This window comes from Blautia sp. HCN-20427 (assembly GCF_037890365.1).
Taxonomy (GTDB): domain Bacteria; phylum Bacillota; class Clostridia; order Lachnospirales; family Lachnospiraceae; genus Blautia.
Window position 1 is genome coordinate 68482 of sequence record NZ_JBBKBX010000017.1, and the last position, 19510, is coordinate 87991.

General features: G+C 41.3%; 23 protein-coding genes and 2 pseudogenes. 6 read left to right on the forward strand and 19 right to left on the reverse strand.

Going from position 1 to position 19510, the window contains the following annotated elements; all coding sequences use genetic code 11:
- Positions 1 to 42 precede the first annotated feature (42 nt).
- The 10 genes and pseudogenes from glpK to WKT17_RS11300 form a co-directional block, all read right to left on the reverse strand.
- Positions 43 to 1539, reverse strand: a complete 1497-nt coding sequence (glpK, locus tag WKT17_RS11255; RefSeq protein WP_173750131.1) for a glycerol kinase GlpK — start codon at positions 1537 to 1539, stop codon at positions 43 to 45.
- Positions 1540 to 1829: 290 nt separating this feature from the next.
- Positions 1830 to 2999 (reverse strand): 23S rRNA (uracil(1939)-C(5))-methyltransferase RlmD, encoded by a 1170-nt coding sequence (gene rlmD / locus WKT17_RS11260; protein ID WP_291683578.1) that lies wholly within the window; start codon positions 2997 to 2999, stop codon positions 1830 to 1832.
- 165 nt (positions 3000 to 3164) lie between these two features.
- The gene (locus WKT17_RS11265) at positions 3165 to 4214 is read right to left on the reverse strand and encodes an NAD(P)-dependent alcohol dehydrogenase (protein WP_173750129.1); all 1050 of its coding nucleotides are present in this window, start codon (positions 4212 to 4214) and stop codon (positions 3165 to 3167) included.
- Positions 4215 to 4329: 115 nt separating this feature from the next.
- On the reverse strand, positions 4330 to 5457 hold the full coding sequence (locus WKT17_RS11270; protein ID WP_291683579.1) for an ROK family protein: 1128 nt from the start codon (positions 5455 to 5457) through the stop codon (positions 4330 to 4332).
- 16 nt (positions 5458 to 5473) lie between these two features.
- A complete protein-coding gene (locus WKT17_RS11275; RefSeq protein ID WP_173750127.1) occupies positions 5474 to 6001 on the reverse strand; it encodes a hypothetical protein in 528 nt (175 codons plus the stop codon).
- 185 nt (positions 6002 to 6186) lie between these two features.
- Positions 6187 to 7398 carry an aspartate kinase gene (locus WKT17_RS11280; RefSeq protein ID WP_173750126.1) on the reverse strand — a complete coding sequence of 404 codons (1212 nt, stop codon included), beginning with the start codon at positions 7396 to 7398 and terminating at the stop codon, positions 6187 to 6189.
- A 60-nt stretch (positions 7399 to 7458) separates the two neighbouring features.
- Positions 7459 to 7596 (reverse strand): hypothetical protein, encoded by a 138-nt coding sequence (locus WKT17_RS11285; protein ID WP_291683580.1) that lies wholly within the window; start codon positions 7594 to 7596, stop codon positions 7459 to 7461.
- Between the two features lie 58 nt (positions 7597 to 7654).
- Positions 7655 to 7978, reverse strand: coding sequence for a branched-chain amino acid transporter permease (locus WKT17_RS11290; protein ID WP_294542669.1), 324 nt, complete (start codon positions 7976 to 7978; stop codon positions 7655 to 7657).
- Positions 7975 to 8713 (reverse strand): annotated as a pseudogene (locus tag WKT17_RS11295) (AzlC family ABC transporter permease). Before WKT17_RS11295 ends, WKT17_RS11290 begins: the two are co-directional and overlap by 4 nt.
- 2 nt (positions 8714 to 8715) lie before the next feature.
- Positions 8716 to 9612, reverse strand: a complete 897-nt coding sequence (locus WKT17_RS11300; RefSeq protein WP_291683741.1) for a LysR family transcriptional regulator — start codon at positions 9610 to 9612, stop codon at positions 8716 to 8718.
- 179 nt (positions 9613 to 9791) lie between these two features.
- On the opposite strand from WKT17_RS11300, the gene WKT17_RS11305 reads away from it, so the two are divergent.
- Positions 9792 to 10472, forward strand: a complete 681-nt coding sequence (locus WKT17_RS11305) for a DUF6198 family protein (RefSeq protein ID WP_291683742.1) — start codon at positions 9792 to 9794, stop codon at positions 10470 to 10472.
- Between the two features lie 88 nt (positions 10473 to 10560).
- Here WKT17_RS11305 and WKT17_RS11310 read toward each other — a convergent pair whose 3' ends face one another.
- Together WKT17_RS11310 and WKT17_RS11315 are read right to left on the reverse strand one after the other, a co-directional pair.
- Complete coding sequence (locus WKT17_RS11310) at positions 10561 to 11166, reverse strand: M48 family metallopeptidase (RefSeq protein ID WP_291683740.1); 606 nt, start codon at positions 11164 to 11166, stop codon at positions 10561 to 10563.
- 194 nt (positions 11167 to 11360) lie between these two features.
- Entirely contained in the window at positions 11361 to 12107 is a 747-nt protein-coding gene (locus WKT17_RS11315; RefSeq protein WP_291683739.1) for an N-acetyltransferase, read from the reverse strand.
- 107 nt (positions 12108 to 12214) lie between these two features.
- Here WKT17_RS11315 and WKT17_RS11320 point away from each other — a divergent pair.
- The 3 genes and pseudogenes from WKT17_RS11320 to WKT17_RS11330 form a co-directional block, all read left to right on the forward strand.
- Positions 12215 to 12391: pseudogene (locus WKT17_RS11320) on the forward strand (recombinase family protein); the annotation flags it as partial.
- A 97-nt stretch (positions 12392 to 12488) separates the two neighbouring features.
- On the forward strand, positions 12489 to 13217 hold the full coding sequence (locus WKT17_RS11325) for a hypothetical protein (RefSeq protein ID WP_173750119.1): 729 nt from the start codon (positions 12489 to 12491) through the stop codon (positions 13215 to 13217).
- Between the two features lie 155 nt (positions 13218 to 13372).
- Positions 13373 to 13756 (forward strand): CHC2 zinc finger domain-containing protein, encoded by a 384-nt coding sequence (locus tag WKT17_RS11330; protein WP_226853448.1) that lies wholly within the window; start codon positions 13373 to 13375, stop codon positions 13754 to 13756.
- A gap of 84 nt (positions 13757 to 13840) precedes the next feature.
- Here the strand turns inward: WKT17_RS11330 and WKT17_RS11335 are convergent, their stop codons facing one another.
- The 4 genes from WKT17_RS11335 to WKT17_RS11350 form a co-directional block, all read right to left on the reverse strand.
- Complete coding sequence (locus WKT17_RS11335; protein ID WP_173750118.1) at positions 13841 to 14839, reverse strand: zf-HC2 domain-containing protein; 999 nt, start codon at positions 14837 to 14839, stop codon at positions 13841 to 13843.
- Positions 14832 to 15257 (reverse strand): RNA polymerase sigma factor, encoded by a 426-nt coding sequence (locus WKT17_RS11340; protein ID WP_244092066.1) that lies wholly within the window; start codon positions 15255 to 15257, stop codon positions 14832 to 14834. The genes WKT17_RS11335 and WKT17_RS11340 overlap by 8 nt, the downstream gene beginning before the upstream one ends.
- Before the next feature lie 199 nt (positions 15258 to 15456).
- Positions 15457 to 15756, reverse strand: a complete 300-nt coding sequence (locus WKT17_RS11345; protein ID WP_226853446.1) for a carcinine hydrolase/isopenicillin-N N-acyltransferase family protein — start codon at positions 15754 to 15756, stop codon at positions 15457 to 15459.
- 117 nt (positions 15757 to 15873) lie between these two features.
- Positions 15874 to 16401: a PadR family transcriptional regulator gene (locus WKT17_RS11350; protein WP_173750116.1), complete on the reverse strand. Its 528-nt coding sequence runs from the start codon at positions 16399 to 16401 to the stop codon at positions 15874 to 15876.
- 125 nt (positions 16402 to 16526) lie between these two features.
- Between WKT17_RS11350 and WKT17_RS11355 the strand changes: the two genes are divergently transcribed.
- Positions 16527 to 17888, forward strand: coding sequence for an MATE family efflux transporter (locus tag WKT17_RS11355; RefSeq protein ID WP_291683744.1), 1362 nt, complete (start codon positions 16527 to 16529; stop codon positions 17886 to 17888).
- Positions 17889 to 18213: 325 nt separating this feature from the next.
- Here WKT17_RS11355 and WKT17_RS11360 read toward each other — a convergent pair whose 3' ends face one another.
- On the reverse strand, positions 18214 to 18429 hold the full coding sequence (locus WKT17_RS11360; protein ID WP_004611575.1) for a helix-turn-helix domain-containing protein: 216 nt from the start codon (positions 18427 to 18429) through the stop codon (positions 18214 to 18216).
- 78 nt (positions 18430 to 18507) lie between these two features.
- On the opposite strand from WKT17_RS11360, the gene WKT17_RS11365 reads away from it, so the two are divergent.
- Positions 18508 to 18816, forward strand: coding sequence for a hypothetical protein (locus tag WKT17_RS11365; RefSeq protein WP_226853444.1), 309 nt, complete (start codon positions 18508 to 18510; stop codon positions 18814 to 18816).
- Positions 18817 to 18872: 56 nt separating this feature from the next.
- Here WKT17_RS11365 and WKT17_RS11370 read toward each other — a convergent pair whose 3' ends face one another.
- Together WKT17_RS11370 and WKT17_RS11375 are read right to left on the reverse strand one after the other, a co-directional pair.
- Positions 18873 to 19247, reverse strand: a complete 375-nt coding sequence (locus tag WKT17_RS11370) for a DUF3795 domain-containing protein (protein WP_291681933.1) — start codon at positions 19245 to 19247, stop codon at positions 18873 to 18875.
- A gap of 38 nt (positions 19248 to 19285) precedes the next feature.
- Positions 19286 to 19429, reverse strand: coding sequence for a hypothetical protein (locus WKT17_RS11375; protein WP_291681935.1), 144 nt, complete (start codon positions 19427 to 19429; stop codon positions 19286 to 19288).
- Positions 19430 to 19510: the final 81 nt, after the last annotated feature.

The window sequence follows — 19510 nt, forward strand, 5'->3', positions numbered from 1 at the left end:
TCTGAATCTTACTCATACCTCGGATTTTCATAATGATTTCCGCTATTCTTCTCTTGCCCAGCCGTAAGCGCATTTCACCGCTTTTTTCCAGCCTTTGGACTTTTTGTCCCTCTCCTCTTCTGTAATTGCAGGTGTAAAGGTTCGGTCAACACTCCAGTTTTCCATAATTTCCTCTTTGCTGTTCCAGTATCCCACAGCCAGACCAGCCAGATAAGCGGCGCCCATAGCCGTAGTTTCCACACAGACCGGACGTTTCACCGGCACCTGTATCATATCCGCCTGGGCCTGCATAAGGAAATTATTGGCGCTGGCCCCACCGTCTACCCGCAGGGAATTAATTTCCATGCCGGAATCTGCTTTCATGGCCTCAATCACATCATGCACCTGATAAGCCAGTGATTCCAGAGAAGCCCGGATAATATGGCATTTATTCACCCCACGGGTAAGTCCCACAATGGTTCCTCTTGCATATTGATCCCAATATGGCGCCCCCAGCCCGGTAAATGCCGGAACCACATAACACCCATTGGTATCTTTTACTTTCTGCGCCATATATTCGGAATCCTCTGCGGAATCAATAAGACGCAGTTCGTCCCGCAGCCACTGAATCACAGCGCCTGCCACAAATACAGAACCCTCCAAGGCATAATTCACTTTACCGTCCAATCCCCAGGCAATGGTTGTAACCAGCCCATTTTCGGAAAACACTGGTTGTTCTCCTGTATTCATCAAAAGGAAACAGCCTGTGCCGTACGTATTCTTTGCATCTCCCCTGGAAAAGCAGGCCTGTCCAAAAAGTGCGGACTGCTGGTCTCCTGCTGCTCCTCCGATAGGAATTTCGCCTCCGAAAAAACTGCTGTCCGTCACACCGTAAATACAGCTGGAAGGCTTCACATCCGGCAGCATACACCGGGGGATATCCAATTCCTTTAAAATATCCTCGTCCCATTCCAGAGTATTGATATTGTAGAGCAGCGTTCTGGAAGCATTGGAATAATCCGTCACATGGACAGCACCCTTTGTCATTTTCCATATCAGCCAGGTTTCTACGGTTCCAAAAAGCAGTTCTCCCCTTTCAGCTTTCTCCCTGGCCCCTCTCACATGGTCTAAAATCCACTTTACTTTCGTTCCGGAAAAATAGGCATCGATAATCAGTCCGGTTTTCTTCCGAAATACATCCGTGAGTCCTTTTTCTTTCAGAGAGTCACAATATTCCGAAGTCCTTCTGCACTGCCACACAATAGCATGATAAACCGGCTCTCCTGTATTTTTATCCCATACCACTGCAGTTTCTCTCTGATTGGTAATACCGATGGCCGCAATATCCTCAGCCTCTGCACCGGCTTTTTGCATTGCCTCCACAGCAACGCCCAGCTGGTTGGACCAGATTTCGTTTGCATCGTGTTCCACCCAACCCGGCTTTGGAAAATACTGGGTAAACTCCTTCTGGGCAAAGCTTACGATTTCCCCTTTTTTATTAAATAGAATGCAGCGGTTACTTGTGGTTCCCGCATCTAATGCCATTACATATTTTGCCATATCTCTTTACCTCCTGCCAGAATAAAAAAGCTGTCCAGAAAAAAAGGATTTCCTTTTATATCTGACAGCTTTTCTCGTACTCTTTTCTGCCTTGCTTATTGCTTTTGCATAACATCTATTGCTATTTTAGCGCGATTCGAAGAAAATTTCAACAAAATAAGGATTTTTTCTAATCTTTTTACACGCTAGTCAGCTGCCAAACTTTTTTTGATAAGGATAAGCCTCTCAACATAGATCTTGTAAATTTCGCGCCATATCGTCTTCTCTAATACTGCCAAATTTATATCGTTCTATTTCCTCTTATCATCACAATAAGTCAGCTTTGCGATACATTCACAATGCTCCGTCATCGGAAACAAATCCACTCCCTGTATCCATTCCACCTTCCATCTCTGCTTCACCAATATCTCCAAATCCCTCTGCAGCGTCTCCGGATTGCAGGAAATATACACCAGTTTCTTCGGCCTCATACGGCTTACCGCCTGGAGAAATTCCGGAGTGCTGCCTGCTCTGGGCGGGTCCATAAAGACCACGTCCATATGCTCTCCTCTGGTCGCCAGCTTCTGTATAAATCTTGTGGCATCCCCGCACAAAAACCGGGCATTTCCCAAATGATTTTCCTTAGCGTTTTCCACCGCGCATCGAACCGCACTCTGATTCAGTTCCACGCCCAAAACACTTTTCGCATGCTTTGCTGCAGTAAGTCCAATGGTCCCTACACCGCAGTAAGCGTCCAGAACCGTCTGTTTCCCGTTCAGCCCGGCAGCTTCGATGGCCTTCTGATATAGAATTTCCGTCTGTTTCGGATTCACCTGGTAAAAACTCGAAGGCGCGATACGAAACTTCACTCCACAAAGGGAATCCGTAATATAGCCTTTCCCATACAAAATCTTCTCCTTGTCACCCAGAACAGCACTGGTAGAACGAGGATTTATATTTTGCACAATGGTGGTAATATTAGGGCAAAGTTCGCGAATCTTCTTTACAAACGCCTTAGATCCCGGTAAAATCGGTGAAGCTGTTACCAGAACAGCCATAACTTCATCCGTCGTCAGACTGTGCCTTACTAAAACATGGCGAATCAGCCCTGTCCTTCTATCCTCATCATAAGGCTGGTATTTGCAGTCTGCTGCCGCCTTTCGCACAGCCTCTACAGCTTTATCCAAAGCCGGCTGGTGAAGAAAACACCGTTCTACCGGTATTACCCTATGGGTTCCCTGGGCATAAATTCCGCTCTGCAGCCTCTTTCCCTCTCCACGTGTAAAGGTCGAAATTACTTTATTTCGATAATGCCAGGGGTTCTCCATTCCAATCACAGGCTGCACCTTTCCGAATTTTCCAAGAAGCTTTTCCAATCTTTTCTGTTTCTTTTTTAACTGTTTTTCATAAGACAGAGACAACATACTACAGCCGCCACAGCCCATTTTTTCCAATTCACAGCTTCTCTTTTGTTCTTCCATTTTTCGTCCTCCTGTAATTGCCTCCCGGGCAGATGATTGGCTTTATTATACCATTCTCCACTTCTTTCGTCATGCTTTTTCTGATATTTTTTCATACAACAAAAAGCCCCCGTATGTCTGCTTTTCTTCTGACACACGAGGGTCTTCTTCTGTTACCTGAAAATCTTATCCGTGAATTTTAATGACACCTTTTACAATTTCCGCCTTGTTATGAATACTGTAATCCATAGCCTTCTGTACATCATCCAAATCAAATATATCCGTTACAATCCCCTTCAGATTTACCTTTCCGGAAGCCACGGCATCAATAGCCATCGGGTAAATATGACGATAACGGAACACCGTCTTAAAGGTCAGCTCCTTGTCCAGAGCGATACTCATAGGCAATGTTACTTCTCCGGTTTTACTGTATCCTACCAGCACAATGGTAGCGCCTTTCTTTGTAATCTGTATGGCCTGTCTTGTGGTAATTTCACTTCCTGCTGTTTCAATTACCAGGTCTGCGCCTTTGCCCGCAGTCAGCTCTTTTATACGGGCTGCCACGTCTTCTTTCGCACCGTTAATGACTCCGGTCGCACCTAATTCCAGGGCTTTTTCCAGACGTTTCTCCATGATATCCACTACATAAACTTCTGTCACACCTCTGGCCTTTAAAGCCATCATAGACACCAGACCAATACATCCCGCTCCCATAACTACGGCCTTCTGTCCCAGGTGCGCATCTCCCTGAATGGCTGCATGGAAACCAACAGCCAAAGGTTCAATCAAAGCACCTTCCAGTGTACTTACGTTGTCCGGCAGTTTAAAGCAAAGCCCTGCTTCGTGTGCCACATATTCCTGAAAAACTCCGTCAACCGGCGGTGTTGCAAAAAATTCCACATCCGGGCAGAGATTGTATTTACCTTCTTTGCAGAATTCACAGTGTCCACAGGTTTTTCCCGGCTCTAAGGCTACTCTGTCACCGACTTTTAAATGGGTGACATTTTTGCCCACTTCTACAACTGTGCCGCCCGGTTCATGTCCCAGCACAAAAGGCGGCTTTACAATAAAATCTCCAATAGCCCCTGATTCATAATAATGCAAGTCACTTCCACAAATACCCACATATTCCAGTTTTACCAGAACTTCATCATCCTTCGGTGTGGGAATATCACGCTCCTCAAATCCCATTTTACCAATCTCCAGCATAACCGCTGTTTTCATTTTACCTTCCATGGCTGTCCCTCCGCTTATTTTCTTTATTTGATACTTAATTAAACAGTTTTATTATGTTTTTATAGTATAGCAAAGGAACAAAAAAGTCAATAAAAAAATGGTAATTTTCTCTGCTTTACACGGTTTCCAGGAAAGATTCGATGACTCTTAATCCGGCTCCCAGAGCCGCCGCTCCCCTTTGATACCGGCAGGCTCTTACGAAAGGCATGCTCTCGCCAAACGTATTTCGCTGGTAAATTTTTTTCCAGACAGCATCCAGATACGATTCCAGATAACTGCCCACATACCCTCCCAGTACAATGTCACAGTCCAGTATCATATGAAGATTATTCACCGCTACAGCCAGTTTATCTGTGTAATCCTCCCAAAGCGCAGCACTTTTTTCTTCCCCTGCTTTCAGAGCAGAAAAGAATGCCTCCAAGTTTCCCTCTTTCGTATCAGCCAGCCTTTTTGCGGAACAGTAAACATCCAGACAGCCTTTTTTACCACAGTAGCACAACCCGCCGTCCGGAACAAGAGTCATATGTCCCGCTTCACCGCAGCGGAAATTTTTTCCCTGGGAAAGCTCTCCGTGGGCGAATACTGCACCGCCTACGGTATTACTGAGAGACAGATAGAAAAACTCTTCCCCACGGTCTGCCTGCAGGCCCTCCGCATACGCACCGGCATTGGCATCATTCAGGAAAAAACAGGCATAAGGAAAGCAGGCGCTGACCTCCTCTAAGGGCAGCCATTCCACCCCCAGCACATGGGAATAGGTAATAGCCTTCTTCTCAAAATTTACGATTCCCGGAAAAGAAATACCCAATCCCAGGAACCGAGTTCTGTCCACCTGGTTTTTATCCAAAAATCTTTCCAGATTCTGTGCCAGTTCCTGGTAATAAGCCATGCCCTTTTCATATGGCTTTGCAAATATCTGACAGTCCAGAATCTCTCCCTGCAAATTCACCAAGAGCATGCTCACATGATTTCCGATAATATCCATTCCTGCTGCAAGCCGAAAATCCGCACAAACTTTTAAAGCTTTTGCCCTCCGGCCTCCGGTAGAAGCCAGTTCCCCCACTTCCTGCAAAAGTCCTCTTTCCAAAAATTCCTTTGTATTCTGGGTCACGGTGGGAAGACTCATTTGCAGATGGTAAGCAATGTCCGGATTGGAAACAACACCTGCTTTGCGGATATAGCGAAAAATCCGGTTTCTGTTATTCTTTTTCACCTCAATATTTGTTATCTGTTTCTTTGTCATATCCTGCCTCTATGAATTATTCTATTCCATATTTGTCCTTCAAATCTTCATATCTCTCCTGCCGCATCTCGTCTGCCCTTTCCTTTGCCGCTCTGTTTGCTGCACGCATGGGAACCCAAAAAACGCCTAAGATAAGCACACCGCCTACAGCCATAAAAACCAGCCACTTCACCCCGGCCCGAATAGAAGGCTTCAGCATTTTTTTCTGAAGCTCGTTGATGTTCAGTACCTGTCCATACCGTCGTTTCCGGCAATGGGGACAGGAAAACTTCTTGGCATAATAAGAATAGTGGGGACGGTTTACAAATGCACCGTTCTGAATACGGGTTTTTGTCGTTCTCACAGATTTTGCCATAATACTTTTTGTAAATTCTCCGGCGCTTACTTCATACTCCGTTCCACATATTTCGCACTTTATATGACCGGTAAATTCTCCGTCTGCCACTACTTTTACGCCGCTTCTGAAAAACTGTACCCCGCAGAAAACCACCCAGCCAAGAAGCACGAAAAATAAGAGTACCAGCAGAATTGTTCTGATATCCATACCTTCTTCCTCCTTTTTCCCAGTATAACATCTATCTGTTTTCCTGTCATGCTTTATTTCAGTAAATTATCCAATTCTTCCAAAATCTCCAAAACAAAAACTGCCTTATGAATACACATCCGCAAAGCCCTTTTAGGTATCTCTGCTGCCTGCTTCATAAGACAGTTCCTTATTTCACACGTTCTTTATTCCCATTCAGCCGCAAACCGGTCATGCACTGCCCGCATAGCTGCTTCCGCTTCATTTTCTGCAATGACTGCGGTGATACGGATTTCCGAGGTTGTAATCATATCCGTGTTAATCCCTGCATCAGAAAGCGCCTCGAACATTTTTGCTGCCACACCGGGATTTGAGCTGACACCTGCACCGACTACGGAAACTTTTGCAACATCCTCCTCACAACTGATGTTTACAGTTCCAAGCACATCGCTGTGCTGTTTTAAAAGTTCTGCTGCCATGAGCATATCCGGTCTGGCAATGGTAAAGGTCAGTGTTTTGGTTCCGTCCTTTTCCAGAGACTGAATCATAACGTCAATGTTCATTCCGTGTTTGGCCAGCAGGTTCAAAAGGCGGAATGTGCTTTCCGGGTCATCTTTCATTCCTGCCACTGTAATTTTCGCAATATTCTTATCGGTTGCCACACCGCTTATCAGCATTTTTTCCATTTTTGTGCTCTCCTTTACCACTGTTCCTTCTGCTTCGCTCATACTGGATTTCACCACCAGCTTTACATTATATCTTCTCGCCATCTCCACGCAGCGGTTATGTAATACCTTTGCTCCAAGAGAAGCAAATTCCAGCATTTCCTCGTAAGTAACCTCTTCCATTTTTCTGGCATTTGGGACAATACGGGGGTCTGCGCTGTATACGCCGTCTACATCGGTATATATCTCACAGACGTCTGCATTCATGGCCGCTGCAAGAGCCACTGCCGTTGTATCGGAGCCGCCTCTTCCCAAAGTAGTCACATCTTCGTATTTATTAATTCCCTGAAAACCGGTAACCACTACAATTTTGTTGGAATCCAGTTCCTTGCGGATACGTTCTGTATCAATTCTCTTCAGTTTTGCATTCTGATAAGCAGAAGTCGTGTGCATCGCCACCTGCCATGCATTTAAAGAAATGGCAGGTACTCCCATCTGAAGCATGGTCATGGCCATAAGGGATACCGATACCTGTTCTCCTGTAGACAACAGCATATCCATCTCCCTTCTGGACGGCATATCCGTAATCTGCTGCGCCTGGCTGATAAGCCCGTCTGTGGTCTTTCCCATAGCCGAAAGCACCACAATCACCTGATTTCCATCTTTCCATTTCTTAATGCATCGTTCTGCTACATTTCTGATTTTTCCCAAATCTGCTACAGAACTTCCACCGAATTTCATTACTGCAAGCATAAAGTTCTTCTCCTCTGTCTGTATTTCTGAAATTCATTATAGCACTAAGAAGTGTTAAAGTCACCTGTTTCTTTTATTCATTCCGCAGTCTTTCCCGCAATTATATGCCCCTACGCTGCAATACCCTGCGCCGTCCAGTTCAAAACAAAGACCTGCGTTTAAAGCCAGGTCATCCTCCAGTACCAAAATCCGTTTCAAAACTCTGTCCTCCTCTATTGTCATTCTCAACAGATTTATTTTATCAAACTTTCTTTCCTTACAAAATCTGTAAAAGAACCATATAAAAAATTGTGCCTCCGGCAATGGACAAAAGCATTTGCCGCTTCCATAAATGCAGCACCGTCACTGCCAGCACTGCCAGTAATTCCGGTATTCCATGACTGCCGCTGATAAGAGAAACATCCTTCAGACAGTAAATCACCAGCATGCCAAAAACCGCGGAGGGCAGCACCTTCCCCAGGTACTGAATATACTTTGGCGTAGGTCGTCCTGCCGGAAACAACAGGAAGGGCAGAAATCGGGTGAGCATGGTACCGAAAACCACTGCAGCAATGGTAATTATCTGTTGTGTCAGAGTCATTTTTCCACACCTCCCTTTTCCAATGGTCTTTTCAAAAGCGTCAGCAGAAGCAGAATTCCCGCCATAGACGGAAGCATGAAGTTATCTGCCCCAAAAAGCACCAGGCACAACAGGGAAATCCCTAATCCCACAAAGGCACTGGTATGATTTTTCTCCTTCATCCACTGCTCCAGAAAAATCAATGTAAACATAGCCGTCATAACGAAATCCAGCCCCTCTGTAGGAAAGCGGATAAGAGAGCCGAAAATTCCTCCAAGGGTTGCCCCGGAAAACCAGTAAAAATAATTAAACAACGTCACAAAAAACATAAACCAGCCCTTATCTATCCCCGATGGAATCTGCGCTGTATAATTCACAGAAAATGTCTCATCACACATACCGAAAATCAGATACAGCTTCTTAAATCCTGTCCCGCGGAATTTATCCAGCATAGACATACCGTAAAAAAGGTGACGGGCATTGACCATCAAAGTCATGACAAAGGCCTGCAAAGGATGAAACGCCCCCCAACAGCAAACGAACCGTGACAAATTCCATAGAGCCTGCAAAAATCGTCAGACTCATCAGCATGGGATACCAGAAACTGAACCCGGAGACATTCATATAAATGCCATAGGTCATTCCCCAAAAGCAAAAACCCGCAAAAATAGGTATGGTATACGGAAACGCACACAGAGCCGCTTTTTTGATTTTTCCCCTGTCTTCTCCTGATTTGCTATATAAATCCCAGAGCATGCTCATGCCTCCTTGCTGTTCTCTCTGCACCGGCTCAGTACAAATTCCCGGAAGTCATTTGCTACAGGAGGCAGAAACACCCTGTCATCATGTACCAGAAACAGTTCCCTCTGGCAGTCCGGATAAGAGATGGGCAGAATCTTTACATTCAGTTTCAATAAGAAATCCATATAAGGTACAATGGCAATTCCAAAGCCATGGGCAACCAGCCCGGCAATCACCTCGTCCTCTTCTGTTTCATAAGAAATTTCCGGCTTTGCTCCAATCTGTTCATACATCTGCTCCACCACGCCCCGGATACCCGAACTTTTCGCAAAGAAAATCTGAGGATAGGAAACAGTTTCCGATAAATCAATCCTGTCCCGGCAGGCCAGGCTGTGATTTTTCGGTGTAATGAGCACCAGCTTCTGTTTCTGCACCGGCACGGCAGTAAGTCCCCGCCTGGGCGCAGGTCTGGAACAAAATGCCAAATCATGTTTTCCCGCCTCCAATTCATCCAGCAAATGCTGGGTATCCCCTGTATGAAAGGCAAACTGAATATCCCTGTGGGGGTTTTCCTGAAGAAACTCTGCTGCCAGACGGGGAATATATTCTATTCCCAGCATACGCAGAATTCCCAGACGAATCAGCCCGGCTCCTCTGGCGCTTCGCCGCAGAGATTCCATACCCGTATCCAGCGTGGACAATGTATGTTCGGCACAAGTCAGAAACTCCTCTCCATAGCGTGTCAGCGTAGTGTTTCTCCCGTTTTTTTCAAAGAGAGGAATCCCCAGTTCCTTTTCCATCTGCACAATGGCATGGCTGAGACTGGGCTGGGTAATACAAAGCTGCTCCGCTGCCCTGGTATAATGACGGACATGTGCCAGCGTAACAAAATAGCGCAAATATGACAAATTCAAAACAATTCCCTCCTTTTTCCCCCAGTATACCACGTTTCCATAGATAAAATCTATATTTTTATACAAATTATTCATTTGCTATTTTTCTTTTCACTATGTACACTGGAAAGGACGAAAATCTTCTGTCATTGTAAGAATGTTTGTATCATTAGGAGGAAAGAAAATGAAGAAACAAAACCATTCATCATCTGAAAACGAAAGGCCCGCAGAGAATAATAAATAGCCTGGGTGTTGTCCTTATGCTCCATTCCGGTGCGGGAATCTCTGCTATTTCCAGCGTACCCTTCGCTTTTTCCCAGGTACTGCCACACCTGTCTCTGGGCACATGGACTTACCTTTTTCAGGGATTTTTAGTGTTGAGTCTCATGCTTTTACAGAAAAGATTTATCCCTGAATATCTTTTCAGCTTTGTGGTCGGCTTTGTCTTCGGAGAAATGCTGGATGCGCACGAACTTTGGGTCAATATGCTTCCGATTACTTTGCTGTGTCGTATCCTTTACTTCGTAGTCAGCTATCTGCTCATCAGCTTTGGAATCGCCCTTTCCAACCGCTGTGGACTGCCTATTATCCCCACAGACCTTTTTCCCCGGGAACTTGCGCAGATTACCAAAATTGCCTATTCCAAAATCAAAATCTCCTTTGACGTCATCTGTCTGGCTGCAACAGCCGGCATGACCGGGCTTTTTCTTGGACATCTCTCAGGGCTTGGCGCCGGTACCATTCTGGCCGCCTTCACCATGGGCAAAATGGTTGGCATTATGGGCAAATGGTTGGACAGCCGCTTTTGCTTTCTCTCTTTTCTGAATCATCGAAAAAAAGTGGTATGCAGTCCCGGCAAATTCGGACATACAACTCCCTGAAACAGGTCTGTCCGGTCATCCGCTCTGCTATGAACCCCCTCTTCCATAAGGTGGTTTCTGGCAGAGACGCCCCTCTGCCTTTTTATTCTTATCTCACTTCATTTTGGGCAAGTCCATATTCCCCCAACTGTTTCCTGCACTCCTGAAAATCAGGGAAATACCGTCCTACTTCTGTCCAAAACAAAGAGGAATGGTTCATGTGCCGGCGGTGCGCCAGTTCATGTACCACCACATAGTCCAAAAGTTTTTCCGGAAGATAGTATAACTGATAATTAAAGTTTACATTTCCCTTAGAACTACAGCTTCCCCACCGTGTTTTCTGATTCCGGATTGTGATTCTGCCAACCGTAACTCCCATAACCTCACAATAATATTTTACCCGTGCGGCTATTTTCTCCTTTATCTGTTCCCGCTCCTTTGCCGTAAGCCGTGAAAATGGCGGTGCATTCGTAAACCTTCTGTAATCCTGCCTTTTCCCTGCTAACTTCCGTTTACGAAGAATCCACTCCGTATGCTTTTCTAAAAAGGTTTCTAATCCTTTGTCGGAAAGTCGGTATGGAACTCTCGCAATCACAGACGTATCCTGTCGAATTTCCAGACCAATACTCTTTCTGTCAGAGCGAATCACCTGTACGGGAATGATTCTCCCCTGCACTTCCATTTTGATTTCATTTATCTTAGATTTCTTTACCATTTTGTATATCGCTTTCTCTATGCTCTGCTGTAATCTCTGATCTTGCTAATTCCTTTTTCTTTCAGTAGTTGGTGATACAGAATGATAAGTATAAACCATTTTATACCACTGCTATCAATTATAATGAAAAGGAAAAAGCAGACAGTCACATCAAAAACTGTCTGGCACAAACTGGAAAATTCTGATTTTCCAATTTATTTTGCCAACAACTTTAAAAATCTTTTATCATTCATCTGTTCATTTGTTAAATATTCCCCGTTATAAAACAGGGCATAAGTTGTAATCGGTGTCGGTGCGTTCTGGGCTTGCTCTTTACTTTGCAAATGAATAGCTTTAAACTGTACGCCCTTTTCTTTTGCTATTTCTTCTACAATAGGAACATATTTCGCATTAAATGGGCATTGGCTGGTATAGTACAAAACATATCCCATTTCATCAATGCGAGGGTGCTTTGCACACACTTTGAATTTAGGTAACGAAGTATTTTTATCAAATGTTAAAAACCATAACTGAATACCATTATCGGCTTCATCACAAACATCAAAACCTTTGTGTTTTAAGAATTTGGGGTCAGCTAAAAATGTTTTTTTCTTTTTGGAAGATAGAATACATAACCCTTTTTTTCCTTTTATTTTACTATCTTCAATGCACGCATTTAATAAGTCTGTTGAGTATCCATGCCCCTTGAATGAACCAGCCACCCAAAGACAGTTAATATACATATAACCATCTGCAACAATAGGGTTCCAAGCGTTTTCTGCAGGAATATACTCAACAAAACACTTTCCTCGTTCTTCGCTCTTTAGGAAAACTAATCCTTCATCAAATCGTTCTTGTAGCCAAGCCTTTTTTGATGATACTTGGATATCATTGTTATTTGAAATCGCACAGCATATATGCTCTTTGTCTATATTTTCGTTGGTTACTCTAATATATTCCATAAAAACACCTCATTTCTAAATTCTTATTTGTATATTTCTTTTATATTATCATATTCTTTAACATCTAACACCAGTTATTTTGAAAAAAAGAGGGATATCACTGCTTGTATTTGCAAGTAGGTTTTGTCACTGATATTCTCTTTAGAGAAAAGGAAGTTCGATTTATAGCAATCAATAATGGTATTGACAGTGACCGTCAAGAAAGCAGTGAGTTCGCACCATTTCTGAATATTATGAATGAGTGGTTTGTCAGAGACACAAGCAAGAAAATTTCTTCCATTCTTTGGATCGATGAGGTATAATGCGGTTATGAGAAAAACCATAGAATGAGAAACAACCATAGAATGAGAAACAACCATATAGCAGAGGAGATTGTGTAGTATGAAGGAACAGAAGAAATCTTCCTGGGGAGCGGCTCTGGTGTCGTTTTTTAAGGAATATTTACTAAACTTTTCAGGTCCGGGGCATCTTGCATATGATGAAAATTTAACCCATGAAGGAAAAAGAAAGAAAAAATATATCTGGAGAGTGCTTCTGCTGTTCATTGCGGCAGTATCAGCTTTGCTCCCTTTTATAGCTTGGAATATGTTTGTTCCAGATGTGCTATGGGCAAAAATAGTTACCGTTGTGATGTGTGAAGGCTATACTGTTTTTATAGTAAGCATGGAGATTCTCGAAGTAAAGGATGAGTTAAAGGAAGATATGTTAAAAATAGGGGAATATAAAATTCCTTCCAAAGGAAGTATTTCTTTGTTTAAAGAAATTGATTTTAAGATTGTTCAAACAGATTATTCTTATACAATATTGATTTCTAAGAAACCATTAAGATGGCTTTATAAGAAGTTCCATGTTACAATCTATGGAAGACATGGAAAAGTGAAAAAGATTGAATTGGTTCGAGCAGACAAAAAATATTCTATGAAATATGAAACAATGAATGATACGGTTTTAGAAAAGTTGCGAGAAGAAAATAATAGATTTTTAAGGAAATGCTTAGGCACTCCCAGTAAAAAGAGTATGACAGGTGTCGAATATCATTATGAGTGGGGACAAATACAATCGTTCTATGATAATCGTTCTTGTCAAACAGGCATCGTAATTATGTTTTAAAATAAGGAAATTAAATCTCCACAGCTTTACTGAGCAGGAAATCTGAAAAGATCTCCTGCTTTTTTGCTCCCAAAATTGAATATGGAACTCTAAGGCACTTACTGTTTTCACTTTGAAAATGACAGGTGCTTTTTTCGTTTCAGGAAAGGAGTCACATGAATGTATTTGAAGTTGTAAAAGGAAATGTTACTGCCCGACAAGCCGCAGAAGCCCATGGCTTGAAAGTCGGTCGCACAGGCATGGCGTGCTGTCCGTTTCACTCGGATAATTCCCCCAGTATGAAGCTGGATGAACGCTATTACTGTTTTGGCTGCGGAGTGACCGGAGATGCTGTTAATCTTGCTGAAGATTTTGGTCTTAACTATGACAGCCGACAAAAGCCCCGTGTCCGCCCTCGTATTCGTAATCCGACACCGGAACAGAAATATCAAAAAGAAGAAAATCATTGTTACAAGGTGCTAACAGATTATTTTCATCTTCTTAGGGAATGGGAAAAAAACTATGCTCCCAAACAGCTTAGAGCAGAGCGAGAAAGGTAAGGTTTATAATACTGACCTTTCAAGTCCTCTGCTGTATCATGGTGCTGTTGGCTACGCCTTGTTCCTTGACCTCACTACTTCACATCACTTTAACCGTTTTCTCTTCATATTGATAATTCCATATACTAATAAGCCACCGCCTACTATACCTCCAAAAATTAAAATTAGAGTATAGACATTTGCATTAACGCAAATATTAGTTGACCAATCAGAAAAATTAGTTGAAAGAATTGTTAATTGCTTTTTATGTTCCGCAAAATATGCATACACATCATTTGTAAATGCCATCCAAATACAACTTATGATTAAAATTATTCCCGCTTTTATCCATACATTTACCGGAAGATACCTTGCTACCAAGAATATAAGCCATACTCCTGTCATAAGAATAAGTGAAACTGTATAACCAGTTCTCATTCCTTCTATATCTCCCGAATGATTGCACACTTCAAAAATCGTAAGAAAAAGCCACAAGGTATCCCATGTCAATGTAATCAACGCCTTTTTATCAGACAAAATTGGTGGCAATGTGATATTCCTAATTACCAATGGAAAAAATACAATGGACAATCCAAAAATCGTTGGTATCGTCCACAAAACAAATTCTCCCCCTCCATTCATTCGGTCTACAAAAAAGAATATAAGAAGTAACGCTATTACGCTGGCTAATATACTTTTTGTCATTCTTCTTTGTGTAGAAAGGAGTGGTACAACTGACAATGATGCTACCAACAACATAGAAGCCGTTAATACCGCAAACACTCCTAAGCCACCACCACTACTCATTGATACAATAAACGTAATCACAACTGGAACCATGAGTATTAGAGCTATCATAATTCCTGCCTTGTATGCCATATTTCTTTCTTTTTTTGCATGCCTCTCTAATATACCCTCTGCTTCATCTTTCATAACTGTATCAATCGTAGTATTTCTCAATGCTTCATATGTTTTTTTACATTTCTCGCAAGTCATTAAATGCTGTTCCACCATTTTTTTACTAGCCGAAGTACAGGCATTGTCATAATAAAGCGGAAGTAAATCTTGCACAACATCACATTCATTAAATTTATCTTTACCCATTTTCTACCATCCTTTCCTGAATTTTCAATCTTGCCCTATGATAAGTAACTCTTGCCCAGTTTTCAGTTTTTTGAAAAATCATTCCTATTTGTGAAAATGATAATTCTCCAAAAACTCTCAACTGAAATACTTCTTTATAGGGTTCTTGCAGTTCGTGAAGAATCAAATGAATTTGAAGAGCAGTATCCTTATCCTCTGTTGCTTTCTCTATATCAACAGTTGATGTTGAAACCGCTTCATCTAATTCCGATAACTTTGTGTTTTTTCGACATTCATCAATCGCAAGATGTTTTGCAATTCCACATAACCATGTAAGTTCACTAGAATTACCTTTAAATTGTTTTTTCGCCGTCATCGCCTTAAAAAATGTATTTTGAGTTATTTCTTCTGCACAAGACGGATTTCTTATGATTGTCATAACATACGAATACACTTGCATATAGTATGAATGATATAATTTTTCGTAGTCCAGAACTGCTCACCTCCTTCTTTTCATAGGTTAGTCGAAAAAAAGATAGTTTCGTTACAAATATTTTAAAATATTTGTATTTTTCTTGCAAATTTGCGATGCAGATTTTATAAAAGAAATCGGTAAAGACTTGGTAGAAAACTGGTGATCATTTGGTACGTTTTGCGCATAAAGAAACAGCGCTGATTACTTTAATCAGTACCGCTTCTTCCGTTGTTCTACACTTTTCCAAAAGATACCGAACCAATAACCCTGCATTGAAACCGGCTTTACGAACTTTGGGATAATATTTCTCATAAACTGGCAGACACTGCATTGCAAACTTTTTTCGTTCTTCTGTAATCTGAAACGTATGTTTCTCATGAATAAAATTTCCATGTTTTCTTAACATTTCTCCCCAGTCAAAACCAGTTTGATAATGTGTATTTTTAAATCTCCCATGATACATTCTTACACCTGCTTTTATGATTTTTCGTCTGTAAGATCTTACATATTCATAACCTAACAGAATAAAAAATTCTTGTCAATGAAATAAAATTTGTATTCAAAAACACACGACTTACCACTAAAGCAACGACTTTTTCAAATCAGCAATCCATGCCTTAATTGCTTTTGCTAACGTAAGCTGCTGATGAAGGACCGCCATACCTGTTGCTGGAACATCTTCCGCTTTTTCTTTCAATTTCAGATTATCTTCTAAATAGTTTAAGAGAATATCTGTATTCATTTCTATTTCATCTAAACAGTCCCGTTGCTCTTCTTTGGTCATACTCTCTAAATTCACAATGACTGCATTGAAATCTAAAAACATATGAATCGGCTTTTTAGAAAGCTCATGCATCAGTTTTTTAAACTCCGCCTTTCCACTTTCCGTTAACGAATACACTGCTTTTTCCGGCATATTTCCCTCCTTTTCCATTCGGCTGGAAATGAACCCTTTCTGTTCTAACTGAATCACTTTTTTGTAAATAGAAGGTGTGCTAATCTTTACCCATTTTGAGATGTTCCGATATTCCACCAGTTTCTGAATGTCATATGCACTTAATTCCTCTTTTTTTAACATTCCTAACACAATTAAGTCAATGGTCGCCATTTGTTTTTCCTCCTTCCATCTTGACAACTACTGTAAATTATAGTAGTATAACTTTTGCATTTCAATTACTATATTTTATAGTAGTATATTTTATATTATATGTCAAGTGAAAGGAGTTACACGTTATGAACAATCAAAAGCAAAAAATGGAATTACTCGGAAATGCACCTATTCCAAAAGCATTCTTGGCTATGGGAATCCCAACCATGATTGGAATGCTGATTAACGCTTTGTATAATCTTGTAGATGCGTACTTTGTAAGCGGATTAGGTGAAAGCCCAATGGGGGCAATTTCTATCGTTTACCCTCTTGGACAAGTTGTTGTCGGTTTAGGATTACTATTTGGAAACGGGGCAGCATCCTACATTTCAAGACTACTGGGACAAGGGAAAGACGAACAAGCAAATAAAGTTGCAAGCACTTCTCTTTATTGCAGTTTGTCCGTAGGGACAGTTCTCATTCTTTTCTGCGTTGTATTTCTAGAGCCGATTTTAATTCTTCTCGGTGCAACCAAAAGCATTCTTCCTTACGCAATGACCTATGCAGAAATTTACATTATTTCTTGTATTTTCAATGTATTTAACGTTACCATGAACAACATTGTCACAAGCGAAGGAGCTGCTAAGACTACAATGTTCGCCCTGCTGATTGGAGCAGTCTTGAACATTGCTTTAGATCCGATTTTTATCTATACCTTTAATTTGGGTGTTTCAGGTGCAGCCATTGCAACCGCAATTTCACAGATTATATCTACTCTCGTTTACCTGTACTACCTTTTCAGCAAAAAAAGTATTTTTCGTTTCCGCTTAAAAGACTGTTCCTTTTGCAAAGAGATTTTTTCAGAAATATTCAAAATCGGAGTTCCTACGCTTGTATTTCAACTATTAACCAGTCTTTCCATTTCTCTGATTAACAACGCTGCCGGTGCTTATGGAGATGCTGCCATCGCCGGAATGGGTGTCGTCACCAGACTCGTTTCTATGGGAAGTCTGACTGTATTCGGCTTTATAAAAGGATTCCAGCCTATTGCAGGATATAGTTATGGTGCAAAGAAACACCATCGACTGCGTCAGGCAATCAAAACCTCCATTCTTTGGTCAACCATTTTTTGTATTGTTGTAGGCTTCGCATTTTTCCTCTTTCCAACACCAATCGTCTCACGGTTTACAACCGGAAATATAGAAATGATTCACATCGGAACCAGTTCCTTACGAATCAACGGTATTACTTTTATGCTCTTTGGATATTACACAGTATATTCCTCTCTTTTCCTGGCATTAGGAAAAGGAAAAGAAGGTTTCTTACTTGGGGCATGCAGACAAGGGATCTGCTTTATCCCTGTTATTCTCATTCTTCCCTCCATATGGGGATTAAATGGAATTTTATACGCACAGCCAATCGCTGATGTCCTTTCTTTTCTCATCAGTCTGTTGATGGCTCTTTCTCTTCATAAGCAGTTAAAATTATCTGAAACTCAAATAAACTAATTTATAACACCAAAAGCGGCACCACCCTGTCTGTGATTTTCTCAATGCCCTGCAATGGACGGAACGGAACGCATACGCTTCTGTCTGCACCGCTTTCTCCGTTCTGATACTACTTAAACATAACGCCCAATAATAGACAAGAAGACTTGCAAGGTTTCTGGCCTTTCAAGTCCTCTGCTGTATCATGGTTCTGTTGACTTTGTCCGTTCCGTCAAGGACTGCCCTAGGTTGTATCGGCTTCGCCTTGTTCCTTGACCTCACTACATTTTCCCTATTTCTTGACACAACAAAAGCCTGCACGAACTTTCTCCAATCCGACAGGCTCTTATTCTTTCACATACTCTATCAATTCTTCTATTCCACAATCCAAGTAACTGCACAGTTTACAGATTAGTTGTGCGTCTAATCTCTGAAATTCATTTCTGCAATAGCGATTGAAATTAGACCTCGGTATATCCAATTCTTTACAAATGGTATTCTTACTAATCCCTTTTTCTTTCAGCAGTTCCTCTATGTGAAGTTCCAAATGTCCATACTTCATTACCTCACCTCTACATAAAAGTATATTCAATAAATCTTTATGTAGTAATTCACTATATAGTAACAGAGGTATGTCAAAATGAAAAAGAAATTATTATTTTCCACTATTATTCTAATCTTGCTTGCAGGTATTCTCTATTACATTAGCTTGCCCGATTATCTTGTATTTAACAGTATGTCATTCAGCAATGGGGCTAATCGTGATACCGAACTACAAGTTATTGTATATCAATACTGCAATATTGATGAAGTGATAGCGGAAATTGAAACAGAGCATAATCAAATCAATGGAACTCCCACTACTCTTACAATCAATCTGCACCACTCTAAACTGTCTTTTCACAATGGATATAAACCATTCTATACCACTCCTATCAATTATGATTAAAAAGAGAAAAGCAGACAGTCTCATCATCAAACAAACTGTCTGCTATAAACTGGAAGTTATCTCACTCCTGTTAAGATAAAATTCATTAGCTGCTCTACATCATCAAAATCATCATAATCTCCGTTGATGCCATCTCGATGATACACAACTCCATTTTTCTCATTTCTCTCTAAACAGTCCAAAAGCTTTTCTTCTCCATATTTTTTAGCAAATAAAGTAAATGTGTATGGTTTGATTTTGCCCAATAATCCTTTCTTGCAATTTTCTTCACACTTATAACAATGTGTCAATTCTTTTTCAATTGAACATTTTTTATTCTCGCAAACATCATTATCTGGGCAACCATTTGAGCCACATCCATTACAATCAGCATTTTCTGTGCATAAGCAACACGCAAGCCCACATCTGGCAATTCCTAATTCCCTTTTCATTTGCACACCTCCGCAACTTTCAGTTTATATCGCTTCTCTCAGTCTCTATGTCCAATTAGCTTGCAAACCATTCTTTTAATTCTTACAACAATTCCTCCAATGCCTCCCAGTCTTGATAATAAGATGCCGAGAGCAAAAAATATCACTATAACAGTAGCCATATCCAAATAATTTTCGCCCATAGTTGGTCTCCTTTACAACTTCCACTTTGTATATTTCTTCTATATTACCATATTCTTTAACATCTAACACCAGTTATTTTC

Excerpts from the sequence above, each read along its gene's own strand:
- WKT17_RS11315 (WP_291683739.1), bottom strand. The coding sequence starts at position 12,107 with ATGGAATATATTAGAGTAACCAACGAAAATATAGACAAAGAGCATATA.
- WKT17_RS11375 (WP_291681935.1), bottom strand. The coding sequence starts at position 19,429 with ATGGGCGAAAATTATTTGGATATGGCTACTGTTATAGTGATATTTTTT.
- WKT17_RS11270 (WP_291683579.1), bottom strand. The coding sequence starts at position 5,457 with ATGACAAAGAAACAGATAACAAATATTGAGGTGAAAAAGAATAACAGA.
- WKT17_RS11310 (WP_291683740.1), bottom strand. The coding sequence starts at position 11,166 with ATGGTAAAGAAATCTAAGATAAATGAAATCAAAATGGAAGTGCAGGGG.
- WKT17_RS11365 (WP_226853444.1), top strand. The coding sequence starts at position 18,508 with ATGAAAAAGAAATTATTATTTTCCACTATTATTCTAATCTTGCTTGCA.
- glpK (WP_173750131.1), bottom strand. The coding sequence starts at position 1,539 with ATGGCAAAATATGTAATGGCATTAGATGCGGGAACCACAAGTAACCGC.
- WKT17_RS11275 (WP_173750127.1), bottom strand. The coding sequence starts at position 6,001 with ATGGATATCAGAACAATTCTGCTGGTACTCTTATTTTTCGTGCTTCTT.
- WKT17_RS11330 (WP_226853448.1), top strand. The coding sequence starts at position 13,373 with ATGAATGTATTTGAAGTTGTAAAAGGAAATGTTACTGCCCGACAAGCC.
- rlmD (WP_291683578.1), bottom strand. The coding sequence starts at position 2,999 with ATGGAAGAACAAAAGAGAAGCTGTGAATTGGAAAAAATGGGCTGTGGC.
- WKT17_RS11350 (WP_173750116.1), bottom strand. The coding sequence starts at position 16,401 with ATGGCGACCATTGACTTAATTGTGTTAGGAATGTTAAAAAAAGAGGAA.
- WKT17_RS11280 (WP_173750126.1), bottom strand. The coding sequence starts at position 7,398 with ATGCTTGCAGTAATGAAATTCGGTGGAAGTTCTGTAGCAGATTTGGGA.
- WKT17_RS11340 (WP_244092066.1), bottom strand. The coding sequence starts at position 15,257 with ATGACAATCATAAGAAATCCGTCTTGTGCAGAAGAAATAACTCAAAAT.
- WKT17_RS11370 (WP_291681933.1), bottom strand. The coding sequence starts at position 19,247 with ATGAAAAGGGAATTAGGAATTGCCAGATGTGGGCTTGCGTGTTGCTTA.
- WKT17_RS11335 (WP_173750118.1), bottom strand. The coding sequence starts at position 14,839 with ATGGGTAAAGATAAATTTAATGAATGTGATGTTGTGCAAGATTTACTT.
- WKT17_RS11360 (WP_004611575.1), bottom strand. The coding sequence starts at position 18,429 with ATGAAGTATGGACATTTGGAACTTCACATAGAGGAACTGCTGAAAGAA.
- WKT17_RS11265 (WP_173750129.1), bottom strand. The coding sequence starts at position 4,214 with ATGGAAGGTAAAATGAAAACAGCGGTTATGCTGGAGATTGGTAAAATG.
- WKT17_RS11325 (WP_173750119.1), top strand. The coding sequence starts at position 12,489 with ATGAAGGAACAGAAGAAATCTTCCTGGGGAGCGGCTCTGGTGTCGTTT.
- WKT17_RS11290 (WP_294542669.1), bottom strand. The coding sequence starts at position 7,978 with ATGACTCTGACACAACAGATAATTACCATTGCTGCAGTGGTTTTCGGT.
- WKT17_RS11345 (WP_226853446.1), bottom strand. The coding sequence starts at position 15,756 with ATGTATCATGGGAGATTTAAAAATACACATTATCAAACTGGTTTTGAC.
- WKT17_RS11355 (WP_291683744.1), top strand. The coding sequence starts at position 16,527 with ATGAACAATCAAAAGCAAAAAATGGAATTACTCGGAAATGCACCTATT.